This is a genomic window from Pseudomonas extremaustralis, assembly GCF_900102035.1.
Taxonomy (GTDB): Bacteria; Pseudomonadota; Gammaproteobacteria; order Pseudomonadales; family Pseudomonadaceae; genus Aquipseudomonas; species Aquipseudomonas extremaustralis.
Genome location: NZ_LT629689.1, coordinates 3,000,452 through 3,018,731, shown reverse-complemented (window position 1 = coordinate 3,018,731; position 18,280 = coordinate 3,000,452). Strand labels below are relative to the sequence as shown.

Annotated in this window: 22 protein-coding genes; 11 read left to right on the top strand and 11 right to left on the bottom strand. The window is 60.4% G+C overall.

From position 1 onward, the window contains the following. Window positions 1-20: 20 nt before the first annotated feature. A complete protein-coding gene (locus BLR63_RS13820; RefSeq protein WP_010565081.1) occupies window positions 21-2,531 on the bottom strand; it encodes an ABC transporter permease in 2,511 nt (836 codons plus the stop codon). Beyond that, entirely contained in the window at window positions 2,531-3,214 is a 684-nt protein-coding gene (locus BLR63_RS13815) for an ABC transporter ATP-binding protein (RefSeq protein ID WP_010565080.1), read from the bottom strand. The genes BLR63_RS13820 and BLR63_RS13815 overlap by 1 nt, the downstream gene beginning before the upstream one ends. A gap of 10 nt (window positions 3,215-3,224) precedes the next feature. On the opposite strand from BLR63_RS13815, the gene BLR63_RS13810 reads away from it, so the two are divergent. The 3 genes from BLR63_RS13810 to BLR63_RS13800 all read left to right on the top strand — a co-directional run bounded on the left by BLR63_RS13810 (window position 3,225) and on the right by BLR63_RS13800 (window position 5,237). Beyond that, window positions 3,225-3,830, top strand: a complete 606-nt coding sequence (locus tag BLR63_RS13810; protein WP_010565079.1) for an arylesterase — start codon at window positions 3,225-3,227, stop codon at window positions 3,828-3,830. A 58-nt stretch (window positions 3,831-3,888) separates the two neighbouring features. Next, complete coding sequence (locus tag BLR63_RS13805; RefSeq protein WP_003172705.1) at window positions 3,889-4,182, top strand: hypothetical protein; 294 nt, start codon at window positions 3,889-3,891, stop codon at window positions 4,180-4,182. An 89-nt stretch (window positions 4,183-4,271) separates the two neighbouring features. Continuing rightward, a complete protein-coding gene (locus BLR63_RS13800; protein WP_010565078.1) occupies window positions 4,272-5,237 on the top strand; it encodes a L,D-transpeptidase family protein in 966 nt (321 codons plus the stop codon). A 173-nt stretch (window positions 5,238-5,410) separates the two neighbouring features. Here the strand turns inward: BLR63_RS13800 and BLR63_RS13795 are convergent, their stop codons facing one another. Next, window positions 5,411-5,662: an Lpp/OprI family alanine-zipper lipoprotein gene (locus BLR63_RS13795; protein WP_010565077.1), complete on the bottom strand. Its 252-nt coding sequence runs from the start codon at window positions 5,660-5,662 to the stop codon at window positions 5,411-5,413. Between the two features lie 610 nt (window positions 5,663-6,272). On the opposite strand from BLR63_RS13795, the gene BLR63_RS13790 reads away from it, so the two are divergent. Then, window positions 6,273-6,554 carry a GNAT family N-acetyltransferase gene (locus BLR63_RS13790; RefSeq protein ID WP_003189869.1) on the top strand — a complete coding sequence of 94 codons (282 nt, stop codon included), beginning with the start codon at window positions 6,273-6,275 and terminating at the stop codon, window positions 6,552-6,554. 64 nt (window positions 6,555-6,618) lie between these two features. Here the strand turns inward: BLR63_RS13790 and BLR63_RS13785 are convergent, their stop codons facing one another. Then, window positions 6,619-7,695: a 3-deoxy-7-phosphoheptulonate synthase gene (locus tag BLR63_RS13785; protein ID WP_010565076.1), complete on the bottom strand. Its 1,077-nt coding sequence runs from the start codon at window positions 7,693-7,695 to the stop codon at window positions 6,619-6,621. A gap of 130 nt (window positions 7,696-7,825) precedes the next feature. Continuing rightward, entirely contained in the window at window positions 7,826-8,260 is a 435-nt protein-coding gene (locus BLR63_RS13780) for a PilZ domain-containing protein (protein WP_010565075.1), read from the bottom strand. On the opposite strand from BLR63_RS13780, the gene BLR63_RS13775 reads away from it, so the two are divergent. The 5 genes from BLR63_RS13775 to cysB all read left to right on the top strand — a co-directional run bounded on the left by BLR63_RS13775 (window position 8,259) and on the right by cysB (window position 12,178). Continuing rightward, complete coding sequence (locus BLR63_RS13775) at window positions 8,259-8,645, top strand: thioredoxin family protein (protein WP_010565074.1); 387 nt, start codon at window positions 8,259-8,261, stop codon at window positions 8,643-8,645. The two genes, BLR63_RS13780 and BLR63_RS13775, sit on opposite strands and share 2 nt — an antisense overlap. Beyond that, window positions 8,642-9,595 carry a putative 2-dehydropantoate 2-reductase gene (locus BLR63_RS13770; RefSeq protein ID WP_010565073.1) on the top strand — a complete coding sequence of 318 codons (954 nt, stop codon included), beginning with the start codon at window positions 8,642-8,644 and terminating at the stop codon, window positions 9,593-9,595. Before BLR63_RS13775 ends, BLR63_RS13770 begins: the two co-directional genes overlap by 4 nt. A 15-nt stretch (window positions 9,596-9,610) precedes the next feature. After that, a complete protein-coding gene (locus BLR63_RS13765) occupies window positions 9,611-10,528 on the top strand; it encodes a 5'-nucleotidase (protein ID WP_010565072.1) in 918 nt (305 codons plus the stop codon). A gap of 70 nt (window positions 10,529-10,598) precedes the next feature. Continuing rightward, complete coding sequence (locus BLR63_RS13760) at window positions 10,599-11,099, top strand: universal stress protein (protein WP_010565071.1); 501 nt, start codon at window positions 10,599-10,601, stop codon at window positions 11,097-11,099. Window positions 11,100-11,203: 104 nt separating this feature from the next. Beyond that, on the top strand, window positions 11,204-12,178 hold the full coding sequence (gene cysB, locus BLR63_RS13755) for an HTH-type transcriptional regulator CysB (protein WP_010565070.1): 975 nt from the start codon (window positions 11,204-11,206) through the stop codon (window positions 12,176-12,178). A 124-nt stretch (window positions 12,179-12,302) separates the two neighbouring features. Here the strand turns inward: cysB and BLR63_RS13750 are convergent, their stop codons facing one another. Both BLR63_RS13750 and BLR63_RS13745 read right to left on the bottom strand, forming a co-directional pair. Continuing rightward, window positions 12,303-12,785 carry a GreA/GreB family elongation factor gene (locus BLR63_RS13750; RefSeq protein ID WP_010565069.1) on the bottom strand — a complete coding sequence of 161 codons (483 nt, stop codon included), beginning with the start codon at window positions 12,783-12,785 and terminating at the stop codon, window positions 12,303-12,305. A 5-nt stretch (window positions 12,786-12,790) separates the two neighbouring features. Beyond that, on the bottom strand, window positions 12,791-13,159 hold the full coding sequence (locus BLR63_RS13745; RefSeq protein WP_010565068.1) for an alpha-amylase family protein: 369 nt from the start codon (window positions 13,157-13,159) through the stop codon (window positions 12,791-12,793). Window positions 13,160-13,292: 133 nt separating this feature from the next. On the opposite strand from BLR63_RS13745, the gene earP reads away from it, so the two are divergent. Together earP and BLR63_RS13735 are read left to right on the top strand one after the other, a co-directional pair. After that, window positions 13,293-14,426, top strand: coding sequence for an elongation factor P maturation arginine rhamnosyltransferase EarP (earP, locus tag BLR63_RS13740; RefSeq protein ID WP_010565067.1), 1,134 nt, complete (start codon window positions 13,293-13,295; stop codon window positions 14,424-14,426). 49 nt (window positions 14,427-14,475) lie between these two features. Then, window positions 14,476-15,048: an elongation factor P gene (locus BLR63_RS13735; RefSeq protein ID WP_010565066.1), complete on the top strand. Its 573-nt coding sequence runs from the start codon at window positions 14,476-14,478 to the stop codon at window positions 15,046-15,048. Between the two features lie 66 nt (window positions 15,049-15,114). On the opposite strand, the gene BLR63_RS13730 is transcribed toward BLR63_RS13735, so the two are convergent. The 4 genes from BLR63_RS13730 to BLR63_RS13715 all read right to left on the bottom strand — a co-directional run bounded on the left by BLR63_RS13730 (window position 15,115) and on the right by BLR63_RS13715 (window position 18,241). Then, window positions 15,115-16,131 (bottom strand): alpha/beta hydrolase, encoded by a 1,017-nt coding sequence (locus BLR63_RS13730; RefSeq protein ID WP_010565065.1) that lies wholly within the window; start codon window positions 16,129-16,131, stop codon window positions 15,115-15,117. A gap of 30 nt (window positions 16,132-16,161) precedes the next feature. Then, window positions 16,162-16,581, bottom strand: a complete 420-nt coding sequence (locus BLR63_RS13725) for an organic hydroperoxide resistance protein (protein ID WP_010565064.1) — start codon at window positions 16,579-16,581, stop codon at window positions 16,162-16,164. Between the two features lie 176 nt (window positions 16,582-16,757). Next, window positions 16,758-17,210 (bottom strand): MarR family winged helix-turn-helix transcriptional regulator, encoded by a 453-nt coding sequence (locus BLR63_RS13720; RefSeq protein ID WP_010565063.1) that lies wholly within the window; start codon window positions 17,208-17,210, stop codon window positions 16,758-16,760. 80 nt (window positions 17,211-17,290) lie between these two features. After that, window positions 17,291-18,241 carry a LysR family transcriptional regulator gene (locus BLR63_RS13715; protein WP_010565062.1) on the bottom strand — a complete coding sequence of 317 codons (951 nt, stop codon included), beginning with the start codon at window positions 18,239-18,241 and terminating at the stop codon, window positions 17,291-17,293. Window positions 18,242-18,280 lie beyond the last annotated feature (39 nt).

Here is an 18,280-nt window from a genome sequence, read left to right as displayed (position 1 = left end):
GGAGGCGCGCCAGCGAGGTCTCAGCCTTCGCGCAATACGGTCAGTGGGCTGGCGTTCAATGCGCGCCGCGTACCGAATACCCCGGCCCCACCGATCAGCACTGCACCGATCACTGGCAGCAGCAGCAACCACAGGTGCGGATGCCAGGCCAGGTCAAACGCATAGCGGTACAGCACCCAGGTCACCAGTTCTGTCCCCAGCGCCGCCAGCACGCCGCTGACAGCCCCCAGCAGGCCGAATTCGATGCGCCTGGCCTTGACCAGTAACTTGCGTTCGGCACCCAGTGCGCGCAACAGTGCGCCTTGGCGGATACGCTCATCGAGGGTGGCTTGCAGGCCGGAGAACAGCACGGCCATCCCGGCTGCCAGCACGAACAGCAGCACGTATTCCACCGCCAGGGTCACCTGGGCGAGGATGCTGCGCAATTGCTCCAGCAGCGCCTCGACCTGCAGGATGGTGACCGCCGGGAATGCCCGCGACAGCTCGACGATCTGCTGGTCGTGACCGGGGGCCAGGTAAAAGCTGGTCAGGTAGGTCGCGGGCAGATCCTTCAAGGTGCCTGGCTGGAAAATCATGAAGAAGTTGGGCTGGAAGTTATCCCAGTTGATGGTGCGCAGGCTGGTGACCCGCGCTTCACGATTTTCCCCGCCGACCGTGAACACCAGGTGGTCGTTGAGTTTGAGCTTGAGGCTTTCTGCCACCTTGGCTTCCACCGAGACCCCGGGAATGTCGTCGCTCGGTTGCGGCGACCACCAGGAACCTGCGGTCAGGGCATTGCCCGGCGGCAGGTCGGCGGCCCAGGTCAGGCTCAAGTCACGCTGTATCGCGCGGTCGCCGCTGGAGTCCTTGCTGACAAGTTCCTGCACCGGCTCGCCGTTGATGCTGATCAGTCGGCCTGGCACTACCGGATACAATGGTGCCGATTGTGCCTGCACATCCAGCAGGCGGGCGCCGAAGGCGTCTTTGTCGGCGGGCAGGATATTCAGGGCGAAATAGTTGGGGGCGTCCTTGGGCAACTGGTTTTGCCAGGTGTCGAGCAACTCGCCGCGCAACAAGGCAATCAAGCCCATGGATAGCAGGATCAGGCCAAATGCCAGGGACTGGCCTGCCGCCGCCAATGGATGGCGCAGCAGCTGCCCCAAGCCCAGGCGCCAAGGCAGGGACGCACGGGCCAGCAATCGACGCAGGCTTTGCAACAGCAGCAAGAGCAAGCCGCCGAGGATCAGCGCCGCCACCACGCCACCCCCCAGCAGGGCGAAGGTCAGTACCAGATCCAGGCTCAGGCGCCACATGATCAGGCCCAGGGCGAACAGTGCCGCGCCATAGACCATCCAGGTGCTGGACGGGATGGGTAGCATGTCGCGACGCAATACCCGCAGCGGCGGTACGCGGCCCAGTGCGGCAAGCGGTGGCAAGGCGAAGCCGGCCAGGGCGATCAGCCCGGTGCCGATCCCGGCAATGGCCGGCAGCAAGCCGCCAGGCGGTACGTCGGCCGGCAGTAGGTCGTGCAAAAAGTAGAACAGACCGAATTGCGCCAGCCAGCCCAGCACGGCGCCGGTCAAGCTCGCGAACAGGCCCAGTACGCTCAATTGCAGGCTGAAGAGCAACATGGTTTCGCGCCGCGACAAGCCCAGGCAGCGCAACAATGCACTGGCGTCGAAACGTCGAGTGGCAAAGCGGTTGGCCGACAAGGCCACGGCCACGCCAGCCAGCAGCACCGCCACGAGGCTGGCCATGTTCAGGTAGCGCTCGGCTTTGCCCAGGGCACCGCCGATCTGCTGGTTGCCGTCCCGTGAGTCCTGCAAGCGCTGGTTGGCGGCAAGGCCCGGCTTGACCAGATCACGGTAGGTTTGCAGTGCCGTACTCTCCGGGGGCGCGCGCCATAGTTCGCGGTAACTGACGCGGCTGCCGGGCTGGACCACGCCGGTGGCGTCCAGGTCCGCCAGGTTGATCATCACCCTGGGCGTGAGGCTGTAGAAATTACCCGCGCGGTCTGGCTCATAGGTAAGCACGCGGGCCAGGCGCAGGGCCTTCATGCCCACGTCGATACTGTCGCCGACCTTGAGATCCAGAGCCGTCAACAGCCGCGCTTCTACCCAGGCTTCACCGGGTTTCGGGCCGCCGCCCGGGGTTTCATCGCCAAAGGGCGCGGCGGCGCTCTTCAGTTCGCCCCGCAGTGGGTACTGCTCGTTGACCGCCTTGATGCTGGAGAGCTGGATACCGTTGTCGGTGGCAATGACGCTGGAAAACTCCACGACACGGGCGTGATCCAGGCCCAGTTCAGTCCCGGACCTGATCTGTTCGGGCCGCGCCGGCGAACTGCCTTCGAGCACCAGGTCGGCCCCCAGGAACTCGGTGGCGCGCAACAGCATGGCGCCGTTAAGGCGGGCACCGAAGTAACCGATTGCAGTACTGGCGGCCACGGCCACCAGCAGGGCGAAAAACAACACGCGCAGTTCGCCGGCACGGGCATCGCGCAGTAATTGGCGCATGGCCAGGCTGAACAGGCGCAACAGCGGCAAACGTGCCATCAAGGCTCCAGGGGCGCGACCATCAGGCCGGCTTCAAGGCGGATCAGGCGTCGGCAACGGTGGGCCAGGCGCTCGTCGTGAGTGACCAATACCAGGGTCGTGCCGTTCTCTTTGTTGAGTTCGAACAGCAGGTCGCTGATGCGCTCGCCGGTATGGCTGTCGAGGTTGCCGGTGGGCTCGTCGGCAAACAGCACGTCAGGTTCGGCGGCGAAGGCGCGGGCAATCGCCACCCGTTGCTGCTCACCCCCGGAGAGTTGGCGCGGCGAGTGGGTCAGGCGTTGGCCCAGGCCAACACGCTCGAGCAGGTACCTGGCACGCTCGCGCGCGTCTTTGCGACCGTCCAGCTCCAGCGGCAGCATGACGTTTTCCAGGGCGTTGAGGCTGTCGAGTAGTTGGAAGGACTGGAACACGAAGCCTACGTGCTCGGCGCGGATGCGCGCCCGTTGGTCTTCGTCAAGGGTACTCAGGGCAAGCCCGGCGAGCGTGACTTCGCCGCTGCTGGGAAGATCGAGGCCGGCCAGCAGACCCAGGAGGGTGGATTTACCGGAGCCGGAGCTGCCGACGATAGCCAGGCTGTCGCCCTTGTTCAGTTCCAGGTTCAGTTCGTGCAGGATAGTCAGTTCACCTTCCGCGCTGGGAACCACTTTGCTAAGGTTTCGCGCGGTGAGAATGCTTGCGCCCATGGAGAATCCGATGCGAATGTGGTTTTTGAGTGCTGGCCTGGCCTTGATGTGCATGGCCCAGAACGCAGCGGCGGGTACAGTCCTGATCGTTGGCGATAGTATCAGTGCCGGTTTCGGCCTGGATACCAGCAAAGGGTGGGTGGCCTTGCTGGCGCAACGGCTCAAGAAGGAAGGTTTCGACGATAACGTGGTTAACGCCTCTATCAGTGGCGACACCAGTGCCGGAGGCCTGGCACGGCTGCCGGCGGCGCTTGCGGCCCATAAGCCGGATGTGGTGGTGATCGAACTGGGCGGTAACGACGGCTTGCGCGGGCAGCCACCCGCGCAATTGCAACAAAATCTTGCGTCGATGATTGACCAGTCCAGGGCCGGCGGTGCCAAGGTGTTGTTACTGGGCATGCAGTTGCCACCCAATTACGGCCCGCGATACACCAAAGCGTTCACTGAGGTGTATGGCCTGCTGGCCAAGGAAAAAAATGTCCCGCTGGTGCCGTTTTTCCTTGAAGGCGTGGGTGGGAATCCGGAGTTGATGCAGGCCGATCAACTGCATCCTTCGGTCGGCGCCCAGGGCAAGTTGCTGGAAAATGTCTGGCCGACGCTAAAACCGCTGCTGTGACGCTTTTCTACCGGCAGGCTTTCGGCTAAGGTGGCGCCCCCCCGATTTGGAGCCCTCGATGTCGCGTCCTGCCTGGTCCCTGTTTAATTATCAACTGATCGAGCCGGACGAGCAGCTGGATCTGTTCGCCTGCCAGGAAGTGCGGGTGCATCTGGTAACGCGTCAATTGGAACTGGGCGGCTCCATCGATCGCACGCTGTGTGGCACTTTGCTGCCGGCGCAACCGCGCTGGTCGTTGGTCGACCGTTCGATCTTCCAGGACCAGCGCCTGTGCCCCTTGTGCCGGGCGATTCTCGAGTCGCAGAAGCGCGGTACGCCGCCGATCTGGCCGGAGCTGCGTTTTGAGCTGTAGCCGGCTGCGACAACCTTGCAGCTAGACGCTCACTTCACGTATACAATCGATTTTTTAACTACCCGTCGTTCTGCAAAGGATTTTTTCGGATGCTGTCGCGCCTTTCCGTCGTCACCTGCTGCCTGTCTCTCGCTGCCATGTGTGCGGCCGGTTCTGCGGCTGCCTTGCAACTGCCCTTGCCACCGCCTGGTGAAGACATCGTCGGTCAGGTCCAAGTGATCAAGGCCAAGTACGAAGACACCTTTGCCGACCTGGGCACCACCTATGACCTGGGGTATTCGGAGATGGTCGCGGCCAACCCGGGCATCGATGCCTGGTTGCCGGGCGCGGGTACCGAGATCGTGCTGCCGACACGTTTCATCCTGCCACCGGGTCCTCGGGAAGGCATCGTAATCAACCTGGCGGAATACCGGCTCTACTATTTTCCCAAGGGCCAGAACGTGGTCTACACCTTCCCGCTGGGGATCGGTCGCGAAGGTTGGGGTTCGCCCATTGCCCATACCAGCATTGTCGCCAAGACGCCGAACCCCACCTGGACCCCGCCAGCCTCGATCAAGGCCGAGCACGCCGCCAATGGCGATCCGTTGCCCAACGTGGTGCCGGCCGGTCCGGACAATCCCCTGGGCCCGTTCAAGTTCACCCTGGGTACGCCGGGTTACCTGATCCACGGTTCCAACATGAAGTTCGGCATTGGCACCCGCACCAGTCACGGTTGCTTCCGCATGTTCAACAACAACGTGCTGGAAATGGCCAGCATGGTGCCGGTGGGTACGCCGGTGCGGATTATCAACGATGCCTACAAATTCGGCAGAAGCGGCGGCAAGGTCTACCTCGAAGCGCATACGCCCCTGAACGACGATGGCACGCCGTCCGTGGTCGACAAGCACACGGCAGTGATCAACGCTTTGCTCAAGCGCGAAGACCTGGCTAACAACCTGCGAGTGAACTGGGATCAGGTGCGTGACGTGGTTGCCGCCGAAGATGGCCTGCCGACCGAGATTGGTGTGCCGGGTGCGGCATCCGTGGTATCGAGTACGCCACTCGACCTTCAGTAGATGCGAGCTTGCTCGAGACGAAAGTCAGGGCACCGTATCAATTCAGGAATCCCGCGTCATCGTTGACGATCTTCGCGGGCAAGCTTGCTCCCGCAGGTGGGAGCGCATGAATTTCGGGCAATAAAAAAGCCGACCCAAGAATGGGTCGGCTTGGTAACAACCCCGAAGGACTATTACTTGCGGCTAGCTTTTTCAAGCATACGCAGAGCACGCTCGTTAGCTTCATCAGCAGTCTGTTGTGCTTTTTGAGCAGCAGCCAGAGCAGCATCAGCTTTGCTGTAGGCTTCGTCTGCACGAGCCTGGGAGCGAGCTGCTGCGTCTTCAGTTGCAGTCAGACGAGCTTCGGTTTCTTTGGAGACGCTGCTGCAACCGGTAGCCAGAACTGCGGCCAGAGCCAGAGCAGAGAATTTCAGAACGTTGTTCATCGTGTTCCCCTTCAAGGACTTTCTATTAAATGGCTACTTTCTCAGAGTGAGCTAATAGCCGGCGTACATACTACTCATTACTTGTAGTAAGTAAACTGACGTAGCGCAAGAAGCAAAAAAAAATTCTGTGGCGAATCTATTTTGGCTAATCCGTTGCCGAATTGTATAAAAAGTGTTCAATTTTTTTCCGTCAGCTGAACATGAGGGCCTGCCTGAGAGGGCCGGCCCGCATGTGTCAAGCCGTGAAGATAGATGAAAATTTATATATCGAAGCTAGCACTTTCGTACAGGTTGACTTTGCCAAACCCTGTATCTTTTGCGCATGTAGAGGTGACTTTAACAGCGCCTGTTCGTCTCAAGCTTCAACTGCCGGCAATGTTCAGGCTTTCGGTCGCGATTGATCGAGGCCATTTCTATATCCGCCAGCCACAGGGATGACGAGTGCGTCTTGAGCAATTTCAGGATTGCTGCCTACTATTCTCTACGTGCTGGTTGTGAGCGCTCAGGGTTTTCTCGTTGTCGAAACCGGCACGGGGTGGCGTAGATGTTCCTTCGCCGGAAAAACATCGGTAAGGTAGGGGTCGTAATTCAAGACCCGCGAGGAGTAGTGATGAGCGAGGCGTTGTCCATCCACCATGACCAGGCTGGTCATCAGTTCGAGACCAATGTGGACGGTCATCGTGCCTACCTGACCTATATGGACCTCGGGAAACAGACCTTGGACATCTATCGGACCTTCGTGCCCAACGCGCTGCGAGGCCGTGGTATTGCGGCGGCATTGACCGAGGAAGCCTTGAAGTTCGCTGAGGAGGCCGGTTACACGGTGATCCCGTCGTGCTCTTACGTCGAACGCTACATGGAGCGCCACCAGCGCCATGCTGCAAAGCTGTAGGGCATGAACAGCAACATGAAAAACGCCGGGCTTAGCCCGGCGTTTTTGTGTGCGCAGACAAGGGTCAGGTGCGTTTGCGTTTAGGCAATACGTCCTTGAGCTTGGCGTGCATGCTGCGCAGGGTGTTTTCGGTGGTGGACCAGTCGATGCAGGCGTCTGTGATCGACACGCCGTACTTCAAGTCGGACAGGTCCTTTGGAATCGCCTGGCAGCCCCAGTTGAGGTGGCTCTCGACCATCAGGCCGATAATCGACTGGTTGCCTTCGAGGATCTGATTGGCGACGTTCTCCATGACCAGCGGCTGCAGGGCCGGGTCCTTGTTGGAGTTGGCATGGCTGCAGTCGACCATGATGTTCGGCTTGATCTTGGCCTTGGTCAGCGCCTGCTCGCACAGCGCAACGCTGACCGAGTCATAGTTGGGCTTGCCGTTACCGCCGCGCAATACCACGTGACCGTAGGCGTTGCCTTTGGTGGTGACGATGGAGACGCCGCCTTCCTGGTTGATGCCGAGGAAGCGATGAGGGCTGGAGACCGATTGCAGCGCGTTGATCGCCACGGTCAGGCCACCATCGGTGCCGTTCTTGAAGCCTACGGCCGAAGACAGGCCGGATGCCATCTCACGGTGAGTCTGGGATTCGGTGGTCCGTGCGCCGATGGCCGACCAACTGATCAGGTCCTGCAGGTACTGCGGAGAGATCGGGTCGAGGGCTTCGGTGGCGGTGGGCAGGCCCATTTCGGCCAGGTCCAGCAGCAATTTGCGACCGATGTGCAAACCATCCTGGATCTTGAACGAGTCGTCCAGGTACGGGTCGTTGATCAAACCTTTCCAGCCGACGGTGGTGCGTGGTTTCTCGAAATAGACGCGCATCACCAGGTACAAGGTGTCGGACACTTCTTCGGCCAGCGCCTTGAGGCGCTCGGCGTATTCGTGGGCAGCCTTGAGGTCGTGGATCGAGCATGGCCCGATGACGACGAAGAGGCGGTGGTCGGTGCCGTCGAGAATGTTACGGATGACTTCGCGACCCTTGGTGACGGTCTGCAGGGCAGCGTCGCTCAGAGGGATTTCGCGCTTGAGCTGATCGGGTGTGATCAGGGTCTCGTTGGATTCGACGTTAAGGTCATTGATCGGTAAATCAGCCATCGTGTTACTCGCCAGGGTCACGGGTGCCGGCCGCCTGCCATCCCCGTGCGGCGGGCACAGCATGATTTGAATGCAGGGGGGAGGAACCTTAGCGCGTAACACGGGCCCGCGACAATGGGCAAAGCCCGCTTTAATCCCGTGCTGGCCGTACAAATGCCTCATGGGAGAACTCACCGGCATGGCGCGCCACCCACTCACGGGCAAGGGTTTCGAGTTGCTCGGGAGTCGGGGCGGCGTCTTCGTGCTGGCGGCAATAGCGCTCCATCCGGCATGCTTGCTCACCCATACGTGCCCCGAACAGGGCATGCTCATCGGTAAACGAGATGCCAATGCGATAGCCGTTTTCCACCTTGCGGCACCATGCCACATACCCAGGGTAACGGGCGCTGGCGCCCAGGGACGGGATGTGCAGATCCACGGCCGTACCCTGGCGCCAGGCGCGCGGCCAATTGCAGGCGATGCCGCCCAGGCCGATAGTGTGCAGGCGTTGGCGGGGTATGGCAGGAGAGGGGCGTTGGATTAACTCGACAGCGACATCATCAGGGTGAGGTAAAAAACGACCCATGTACACGGACTCCGAGCACCGTCCAGTTGACGGCGGTGGCAGCAGTATAGTGAAGGAATTGGAATTGACCGATCTGGATATTGACCAGCAATTGCTGGCTTTACCAGGCATTTCGCTGGTCGTGTTCACCAGCGTCGGTTGTTCCGGTTGCCGTTGGGCCCGCCAGCAGTTGCCGGGCTGGCGCTTGCCGGTGGATCGCTTGTGTTGGGTGGATGCCGGGCACAATGGCGGCGCGGTCGAACGCTACCAGATCTTTCATTTGCCGGCGCTGTTCGTGGTGTGCGAGGGTCAATTCCTCGGGCAAATACAGACACGTCTTACGCTTTCTGACCTTACCGACGCGATCAATCAAGCGCTCGCCCGCACTCCAGAGGACTTGCCATGACAGCACAATCGCCACGCATTGGCATCATCGGCACCGGCGCCATCGGCGGTTTCTACGGCCTGATGCTGGCGCGCGCCGGGTTCGATGTGCACTTTCTGTTGCGCAGCGAATATGCGGCAGTCCGCGAGCGGGGTCTGCACGTCAACAGCAGCGTGCATGGCAGCTTGCACCTGCATCCGGTGCAGGCTTACGCCCGCGCCGCCGATATACCGCCTTGCGACTGGCTGCTGGTGGGCACCAAGTCCACGGGCAATGTCGAGTTGGCTCCGACCCTCGCCCAGGTCGCGGCGCCGGATGCCAAAATCGTCCTGTTGCAAAACGGCCTGGATGTGGAAGACAGTTTGCGCGAACACTTGCCAGCGTCGCTGCATCTGCTCGGTGGGCTGTGCTACATCGGCGTGCACCGCGCCGCGCCTGGCGTCGTCGAGCATCAGGCGTTAGGTCGGGTCAACCTGGGTTACCACAGCGGAACGGCGGCCAACGACCCAGCTCGCCAGCAGGCCATCGTCGAAGCCGGAGCCGCATTGTTTCATCAGGCCGGCATCGAGTCCCAGGCCATGGCCAACGTGCATCAGGCCCGCTGGCACAAGCTGGTGTGGAACGTGCCCTATAACGGCCTGTCCGTGCTATTGGGGGCCGGTACCACAGCGATGATGGCGGACGAATCCAGCCGTGAACTGATCCAGGCGCTGATGGCCGAAGTCGTGCAGGGCGCCCGTGCATGTGGGCATGAAATTCCCGCCAGTTACGCAGAGCAAATGTTCACTATCACCGAAACCATGGATGACTATTTGCCGAGCATGTACCACGACCATGTGCACAAGCGCCCATTGGAACTGGCGGCGATCTATGCGCGACCACTGGCCGTCGCCAAGGCCGCCGGTTGCGAGTTGCCGCGGATTCAGGCGCTGTACCAGGCCTTGAGTTTTATTGATCGGCATAACCGCTGAGTCGAGGGGAGCATCATGGTTAAAGGATTGGGCGATAAACTGGTGCTGGCGATTTCATCGCGAGCACTGTTCGATCTGAGCGACAGCCACAAGGTCTACCTGGCCCAAGGGGTCGAGGCCTACCGCAAATATCAAATCGAGCATGAAGAAGAAATCCTTGAGCCCGGCGATGCCTTCCCGCTGGTCAAGAAGCTGTTGAGCCTCAATGCCAGCCTGGGCCGTGCCCGGGTCGAAGTGGTGCTGGTATCGCGCAACAGTGCCGACACGGGCCTGCGTGTGTTCAACTCGATCCAGCATTACGGTCTGGACATTTCCCGCGCCGCCTTTGTCGGCGGGCGCAGTCCTTATCCTTATTTGGCCGCTTTTGGCTGTCATCTGTTTCTCTCCACCCACGCCGAAGATGTGCGCAGCGCACTCGATGCCGGTTTCGCCGCAGCGACGATTCTGTCGGGCGGTCCGCGTCGCGCCTCCAGCGATGAACTGCGGATTGCCTTTGACGGCGACGCGGTACTGTTTTCCGATGAGTCGGAACGTGTGTATCAAGCCGGCGGATTGGAGGCGTTCCAGGCCAATGAGCGCGAGTCGGCGCGCCAGCCTCTGCACGGTGGACCGTTCAAGGGGTTTCTGGCGGCTCTCAACTTGTTGCAGCGCGAGTTTGCGGACGAGGCCTGCCCGATCCGCACCGCGTTGGTCACTGCCCGTTCGGCGCCGTCCCATGAGCGGGTCATTCGAACCCTGCGTGAGTGGGATATTCGCCTGGACGAGTCATTGTTCCTCGGTGGCCTGGAAAAATCCGCGTTCCTGGAGGCGTTCGCTGCCGATGTGTTTTTCGATGACCAGGCCGGTCATTGCGAGAAAGCCAGGGACGTGGTGGCCACCGGGCATGTTCCCCATGGCATCAGCAATGAAGTGGGGGTGAAGTCCGAGAGCTAAGTCAGTCGAATTCCCCGGGGCGCTGCTAAGCTGATTTGATCTCCGCCATCCTGGCAATCCAGGAGGTTCTATGATTCGTTCGATGCTGTACGCCACGGACCTCGGTCTGTATGCGCCTTATGTGATGCAACATGCACTGGCGCTGGCGCGAACGTTCAAGGCTGATCTGTATGTGATTCATGTGGTCGAGCCCATCGGGCTGTTCGCCGAATCGGTGTTGCAGAGCTACCTTGATGAAAAGGCCCTGAATGAATGGCAAAACCAGGGACTGAGCACCGTGATGGCGACGATCGAGCAGCGGGTGCTGGACAGTTTTCGCGAGGAATTGGGGGATGGCGAGCAGGATCTGAAGTTGATTCGCTCGGTACGGGTGATCCAGGGGGACCCGTGCGAAGTGATACTCGACCAGTTGCGCAGATTGTCCGTCGACCTGCTGATCGTCGGCAGTCATAGCCATGCAACCGGGGCCTCCACGCCGCTTGGGCGAACCGCTGCACGGGTGCTGCAGTTGTCTACCGTGCCGGTTTACCTGGTGCCTTCGTTACAGCGTCGACGCAGTGATGACGTGTGACGGGTAGAAAACGATAAAAAGTTCTAGATTTATCCGTCGAACCTTTAATATAGTTATATACCGTCGCTGATACCCGTGGCGTCTATTTGCTTTGAGGGACACATATGAAGCTTCAACAATTGCGCTACATCTGGGAAGTGGCGCACCACGACCTCAACGTTTCCGCTACCGCTCAAAGCCTCTACACCTCGCAACCCGGTATCAGTAAGCAGATCCGCCTGCTCGAAGACGAGCTGGGCGTCGAAGTATTCGCGCGCAGCGGCAAGCACCTTACCCGCGTCACCCCGGCCGGTGAACGCATCATCACCACTGCCGGCGAGATCCTGCGCAAAGTCGAAAGCATCAAGCAGATTGCCCAGGAATTCTCCAACGAGAAGAAAGGCACCCTGTCGATCGCCACCACCCATACCCAGGCGCGTTATGCATTGCCGCCAGTGATCCGCGACTTCATTAAGCAATACCCGGACGTCGCCCTGCATATGCACCAGGGCTCGCCGATGCAGATCGCCGAAATGGCTGCTGATGGCACCGTCGATTTCGCCATCGCCACCGAAGCCCTGGAGCTGTTCGGTGACCTGGTGATGATGCCGTGCTATCGCTGGAACCGTTGCGTGGTCGTGCCCCAGGGCCACCCGTTGGCCAAGTTGCCGAAGCTGACCCTGGAGGCCCTGGCGGAATACCCGATCGTGACCTACGTATTCGGTTTCACCGGCCGTTCCAAACTCGACGAAGCTTTCAGCCATCGCGGCCTCACGCCGAAAGTGGTATTCACCGCCGCCGACGCCGACGTCATCAAGACTTATGTACGCCTGGGCCTGGGCGTCGGTATCGTCGCCAAGATGGCGGTGGACGCGACCCTCGATAAAGACTTGGTGGTGCTCGATGCCAGTGAGCTGTTCGAGTCCAGCGTGACCAAGATCGGCTTCCGTCGCGGCACTTTCCTGCGTGGCTTCATGTGCGACTTCATCGAGAAATTCGCACCGCACCTGACCCGTGAAGTTATGGCCAAGGCGATCCAGTGCCACAACAAGCAGGAACTGGAAGAGTTGTTCGACGGCGTTGAATTGCCCGTCCACTGAGTGAATGAACCCGATCCATTGTAGGAGCGAGCTTGCTCGCGAAGAACTTCAACGATAACGCCGTGCTTGCGGTTCAACACGCGCGCTCAGGTTTTTCGTCAGTAAGCTCCACTCCTACCACGCCTTATTTGGCCTCGGTCACCGTAAACAGTTGCCGAGCGCCGGCCACCAGAATCTCCACCTCATCACCTTCGAACTTGCCCAGCAGGCTTTTGCCCATGGGCGAGCGCGGGGTGATGACGGTGACCGGTTGGCCGACCACGTCCACTTTCAATCCCGCCGCATCCGGTGCCAGGAACAGCCATTGCTGGCGACCGTTCTCGTCTTCCAGGCCCAGTAGCGCGCCGACTTCTATTCCCCGTTGCTCATCGTAGGCACGCAGTTGCAGGTTCTGGCACAGCGCCAGCGCTTGCTTGATTTCCTCGACCCGCTTGGCCTGCCCCGCCGCCAGGTAAGAGGCCTCGAGCCCCAGGGTGTCGTATTTGTTCTCGGCGATATTTTCTTCGTGGGTCGCGGTTTCGTAGGCGGTCTGCGCGGCGCGTTGGGCGATATCGAGGTCGGCGGCGAGTTTTTCCAGGATCAATTGGAGAACGGCGTGTTTATTCATGGTCATCAATCGCAGAATTGCAGGACATTGGCCCGAGTCTTTTCAGTGGGCGCGTTCTGGTCCTGTTGCAGCCAGAACTGACATTTGGGGTTGGACAGGTTGCGTGCGTTGTTGCGTGCCTGGTCCAGGGCTTGCTGTTGTTCCTGCTTGCGAAGGTTTTCCTGGTACTGCTCGAACATGCGGTTCGGCGGTTCGGGCGCCACAATAGCCGGCTTGCCCAGTTGCTGAACCGCCTGGGCTACGGGGGCCAGGCTTTGCGGGAACAGGTAGCGCGATGCCAGCCAGGTGCTCAGGGCAATGGCGATGAACCCCAGCCACAGGCCCAAGGCGATGGCGAGTGTGAGCTTTGGCAGCGACAGCGGACGATCAGACATGGTGGCCTCCTGGCAGGCATTTTGTGGCGGGGTGGCGATTGTCGCACAGCCGCCGTGAAGAATAATCGCGATCAAGCCTTCTGCATCGGCGCGTTTATGCGGACAATCGAGCCTTTGAGCGTTGGAGCCCGGAATGAAAGCCCGCTGGGATATTTTTTGCAGCGTCGTTGATAACTATGGCGACATCGGCGTGACCTGGCGCCTGGCCCGGCAATTGGTAGTGGAGCACGCCTGTGACGTGCGCTTGTGGGTCGATGACCTACGGGCCTTCGAGCGCATGTGCCCCGATATCGATGTGCACCTGGCCCAGCAATGGCAAGAGGGTGTCGACGTGCGCCATTGGCCGTCCGAATGGGTGGCGGCGCCAGCGGCGGATGTGGTGATTGCCGCGTTCGCCTGTCAGTTGCCGCCCGACTATATGGAGGCCATGGCCGAGCGCCAGCGCACACCGTTGTGGATGAACTTGGATTACCTGAGTGCCGAAGAATGGGTGGTGGGCTGTCACCGTCTGCCCTCGGTGAAGTTCAAGGGGGTCCAGAAGTACTTCTTTTTCCCAGGGTTCCGCCCTGGCACCGGCGGCCTGCTGCGCGAAGCTGGGTTACTGGAACAGCGTCATGCGTTTCAGCAGGATGTCGCCGCGCAGCAACATTTCCTGCAGGGCCTGGGCGTATTTCCGCTGGCCGGTGCGCGGCTGATCTCGCTGTTCGCCTATGAAAATGCCGGCCTGGCCCGTTGGTTGGATGTGTTGTCGACGGACGGGCGTGCCACTCATCTATTGGTGCCGGAAGGGCGCATTCTCGGCGATGTGGCGCGCTGGCTCGGTGTGGAAGGCCTGGCGGCGGGGGCTGTGCATCAGCGTCAAGCCCTGACCGTGCAGGTGCTGCCGTTCGTGCGCCAGGAGCAATATGACCGTCTTCTGTGGTGCTGCGACTTCAACGCCGTGCGCGGCGAAGACTCGTTCGTGCGTGCCCAGTGGGCCGGGCGGCCGCTGTTGTGGCACATCTATCGCCAGGACGAAGACATCCACCTCGACAAACTCGACGCGTTCCTGGAGCTGTATACGGCGGCCTTGTCGCCCGCTGCGAGGGCAGCCCTGGTCTCGCTCTGGCAAGCCTGGAACACTGAGGGCGATATGGCCCAACCGTGGAAAATGCTCATGGAACACTGGCCTGAGGTACTTGCGCACGCCGAGAGGTGGTGTCTGGAACAAGGCTTGCAGGCCGATCTTGCGACGGCGCTGGTACAGTTTTATGAAAGTTGGATATGATACGCGACCTTGATTTTTGTAAACCCCATCCAAATTTCGGATATCTGCAATGAAAACTGGTAAAGAACTGAAACCCGGTATGGTGATCCGTATCGACAACGATCCTTGGTTGGTTCAGAAAGCTGAGTTCACCAAGTCGGGCCGTAACAGCGCGATCATGAAGACCAAGCTGAAAAACCTGCTGACCGGTTACAAGACCGAAACTGTTTACAGCGCCGATGACAAGCTGGACGACGTGATCCTCGATCGTAAAGAAGCGACTCTGTCCTTCATCAGCGGCGACGCTTACACGTTCATGGACACCACCGACTACACCATGTACGAGCTGAACGCTGAAGATATCGAAGCCGTTCTGCCGTTCGTTGAAGAAGGTATGGAAGACGTCTGCGAAGCTATTTTCTTCGAAGACCGTCTGGTTTCCGTAGAGCTGCCGACCACCATCGTGCGTAAGGTTGCCTACACCGAAGGTTCCGCTCGCGGCGACACTTCGGGCAAGGTCATGAAGCCTGCCAAGCTGGCTAACGGTACCGAGCTGCAAGTGGCCGATTTCATCGAAATCGACGACATGATCGAGATCGACACCCGCGAAGGTGGTTCGTACAAAGGTCGCGCCAAGAAGTAATTCTGGCCTCGCCGATACGAAAAAAAGCCCGACCTTGAGTCGGGCTTTTTCATGGGCGTCTACGGGTTACTTGAGGTGCTGCTTGAGCTCATCCGAGGCTTGCAGCAAGGCCGAACGTACCGCCGGCACCTGGCTGACCACGTTGAGCAAACCGTAGTCGTGGATCATGCCGTTGTAGCGTACTGCCGTTACCGGCACACCGGCTTGATCCAGCTTGCGCCCATAGGCTTCGCCTTCATCGCGCAACACATCGGCGTCGGCAGTCTGAATCAGCGCGGGCGGCAAGCCCTTGAGCTGATCCGTGGTGGCGCGCAGCGGCGAGGCGTAGATCTCGGCGCGCTGGTGGGCGTCGGTGGTGTAGTTGTCCCAGAACCACTTCATCATGTTCTTGGTGAGGAAGTGTCCTTCGGCGTACTGGTTGTAGGAACTGGTGTTGAAGTTGGCGTCGGTCACCGGCCACAGCAGCAACTGGAACTTGATCGCCGGTGTGCCCTTGTCCTTGGCCATCAGGCTGACCACCGCCGCCATATTGCCGCCGACGCTGTTGCCTGCGACCGCCAGGCGCTTGCCGTCGACGTTGATCTCTTTGCCGTGCTCGGCCACCCACTTCGTTGCACCGTAGGCCTGATTGATGGCCACCGGATAATGCGCTTCCGGTGATGGCGTGTAGTTGACGAACACCGCCACTGCACCCGAACCCACCACCAGGTCTCGCACCAACCGTTCATGGGTGGGGTAATCCCCCAGCACCCAACCGCCGCCGTGGAAGAACATGAACACCGGCAATGTGCCTTTGACCCCGGCTGGCCGCACGATGGTCAGGTCCAGCGGCTGGCCATCGACCTGGATGGTCTTCTGGCTGACATCCGCCTTGGGCAAGGTCAACTTCACACCTGCCTGGGCGCCGCTGAGTACCGCACGGGCGTCCTTGGGCGCCAGTTGCTCCAGCGGCTTGCCGGTACCGGCGTTCAACACATCCAGGAAGGTCTGGGTGGTGTGCTCGACATCGCCTGTCGCGGCGAAGGCGTGGCTGATGGACAGGGCGAGCAGGCTACCGGTCAGTGCTTTGGCCAATGTGTTCATGTTCTTCTCCTCCAGTGACAGCGACGGTGATTAGACGGTTACGTGCAGGCGCACATCGACATTGCCACGGGTGGCGTTGGAGTACGGGCAGACTTGGTGAGCCGCGTCGACCAGGCTTTGCGCATCGTCCTGAGCCAGGCCCGGCAGGCTGATGTGCAGGTCGATGTCCAGGCCGAAACCGCCGGGGATCTGGCCGATGCCGACATGGGCCGTGATCGAGGCGTCATCCGGGATCTTGCGTTTGGTCTGGCTGGCGACGAATTTCAGTGCGCCGATAAAGCAGGCCGAGTAGCCGGCGGCGAACAGTTGTTCAGGGTTGGTGGCCTGGCCGCCGGCACCGCCCAATTCTTTAGGGGTGGCAAGTTTGACATCGAGAATGTTGTCGCTGGAAACAGCACGACCATCACGGCCGCCGGTGGCGGTGGCTACTGCGGTATAGAGCGTTTGCATGGTGTCGTCCTCTTGAGTTTTAGCGCTAAACATTTGCGCGCTAAGTAGTTGGTGAGGCGAATGTATAGCGCTAATGTTTAGTGCGCAAGATAAATTTACAAATATTTTTTGAACCGCTAGAAACCAATATGGGAGGGAGCAAGCCCCCTCCCGCATGTTGAGTGTTTTGTGGTGTTTTAGATTGCGTTCTGCAGGTTGCCCCGCAACACAAGCAGGTCGGCCTGCAGCTTGCGCAGCTGCTCCAGTTGCAGACCGCTGGCGCCGAGGATGCACTGTGGAATACCTATGGCCTTGTCCTGCAAAGCGCGGCCGGCGTCGGTCAACTCCACCACTACGACACGTTCGTCTTCACGGCTGCGGGTGCGGCTGAGCAAGCCTTCGGCTTCCAGGCGCTTGAGCAATGGCGTGAGGGAGCCCGGATCGGTCAGCAGGCGGCTGCTGATTTCGCCGACGGTCAAACCGTCCTCTTCCCACAACACCATCATGGCCAGGTATTGCGGGTAGGTCAGGCCAAGGGCTTGCAGGAGTGGCTTGTAGACCTTGGTCATCAGCAGTGACGTGGAGTGCAGGGCGAAGCACAGCTGGTTGTCCAGCATCAGGGATTCGCAAGGATCAGGATTTTTGCGCATGGTGTGCCTCGAAAAAAGCGTGTCTGGGCTGGAATCTAGCGGGCAAATCTTTAATGCGCCAGATAATTCTGTCCGGGCGGTCAGACTAACCCGCTTTGCAACGCCAGATCCCAGGGCGGTATGGGGCTGAAACGGGATTTGAGGTATTCCAGCAGCAACCGGCTGCGGGCGTTGGGCTGTTGTTCCAGGCGCAAGGCATAGATGCCGGCGGTCTCCGGGCTGGGCAAGCCGTCTTCGCAAAACAGCGGCAACAGTTCGCCGCGCACCAGGTATTCACTGACCAGCCAGGTGGGTAGATGGGCGATACCCAGCCCGGCAAGGGCGCCGGACAGCAGTGCTTCGGCATTGTTAGCGCTCATGCGGATACGCTGCGGACGATAGGTGGCACGGCGCCCGTCCAGCTCGAAGCGCCAGGCGAACATGGGCGCCAGGCCATCCCAGTCCAGACCGTCATGCTCGCTGAGTTCACGCGGATGCGTCGGGGTGCCACGACTTTTCAGATACGCCGGACTGGCGCAGGCAATGCGCACGATACGGGCCAGTGGCGTGGCAATCAGCCGGGTGTCGACGATATGCCCGGCGCGCAACACCAGGTCGACCTTGCCCAGGTGCGCGCCCTGCATATCGACAAAGCTGTCGATCAGATGCAGGTGCACATCCAGCCCCGGATACACATTCAGGAAGTCGGCGATCACCGGCGCCAGATGGCGTCGACCAAACGCCGCCGGTGCATCCACGCGAATCAGCCCCTCCGGCGCATGGCTCAGGGACACCGCTTCGGCCCGCGCCAATTGCAACTCGCTGACAATCCGCCGCGCCCGCTCGGCGAAAGCCAGGCCCGCCGGGGTCGGCACCACGGCATGGGTGCTGCGCTGGAATAAACGGCTGCCCACCGAGCTTTCCAGGCTGTCGATGCGTCGCGCCACCGCCGAGGGCGTCAGTGGATGGCGTCGGGCGGCGGCGGAAAAACTGCCGGTTTCCAGTACATCGAGAAACAGGCTCAGTTGATCGGTCAGGGTATTGGGGTTCATCGATGGGTGCTTATGCGAGATTGGCACAGCCATTGTGCG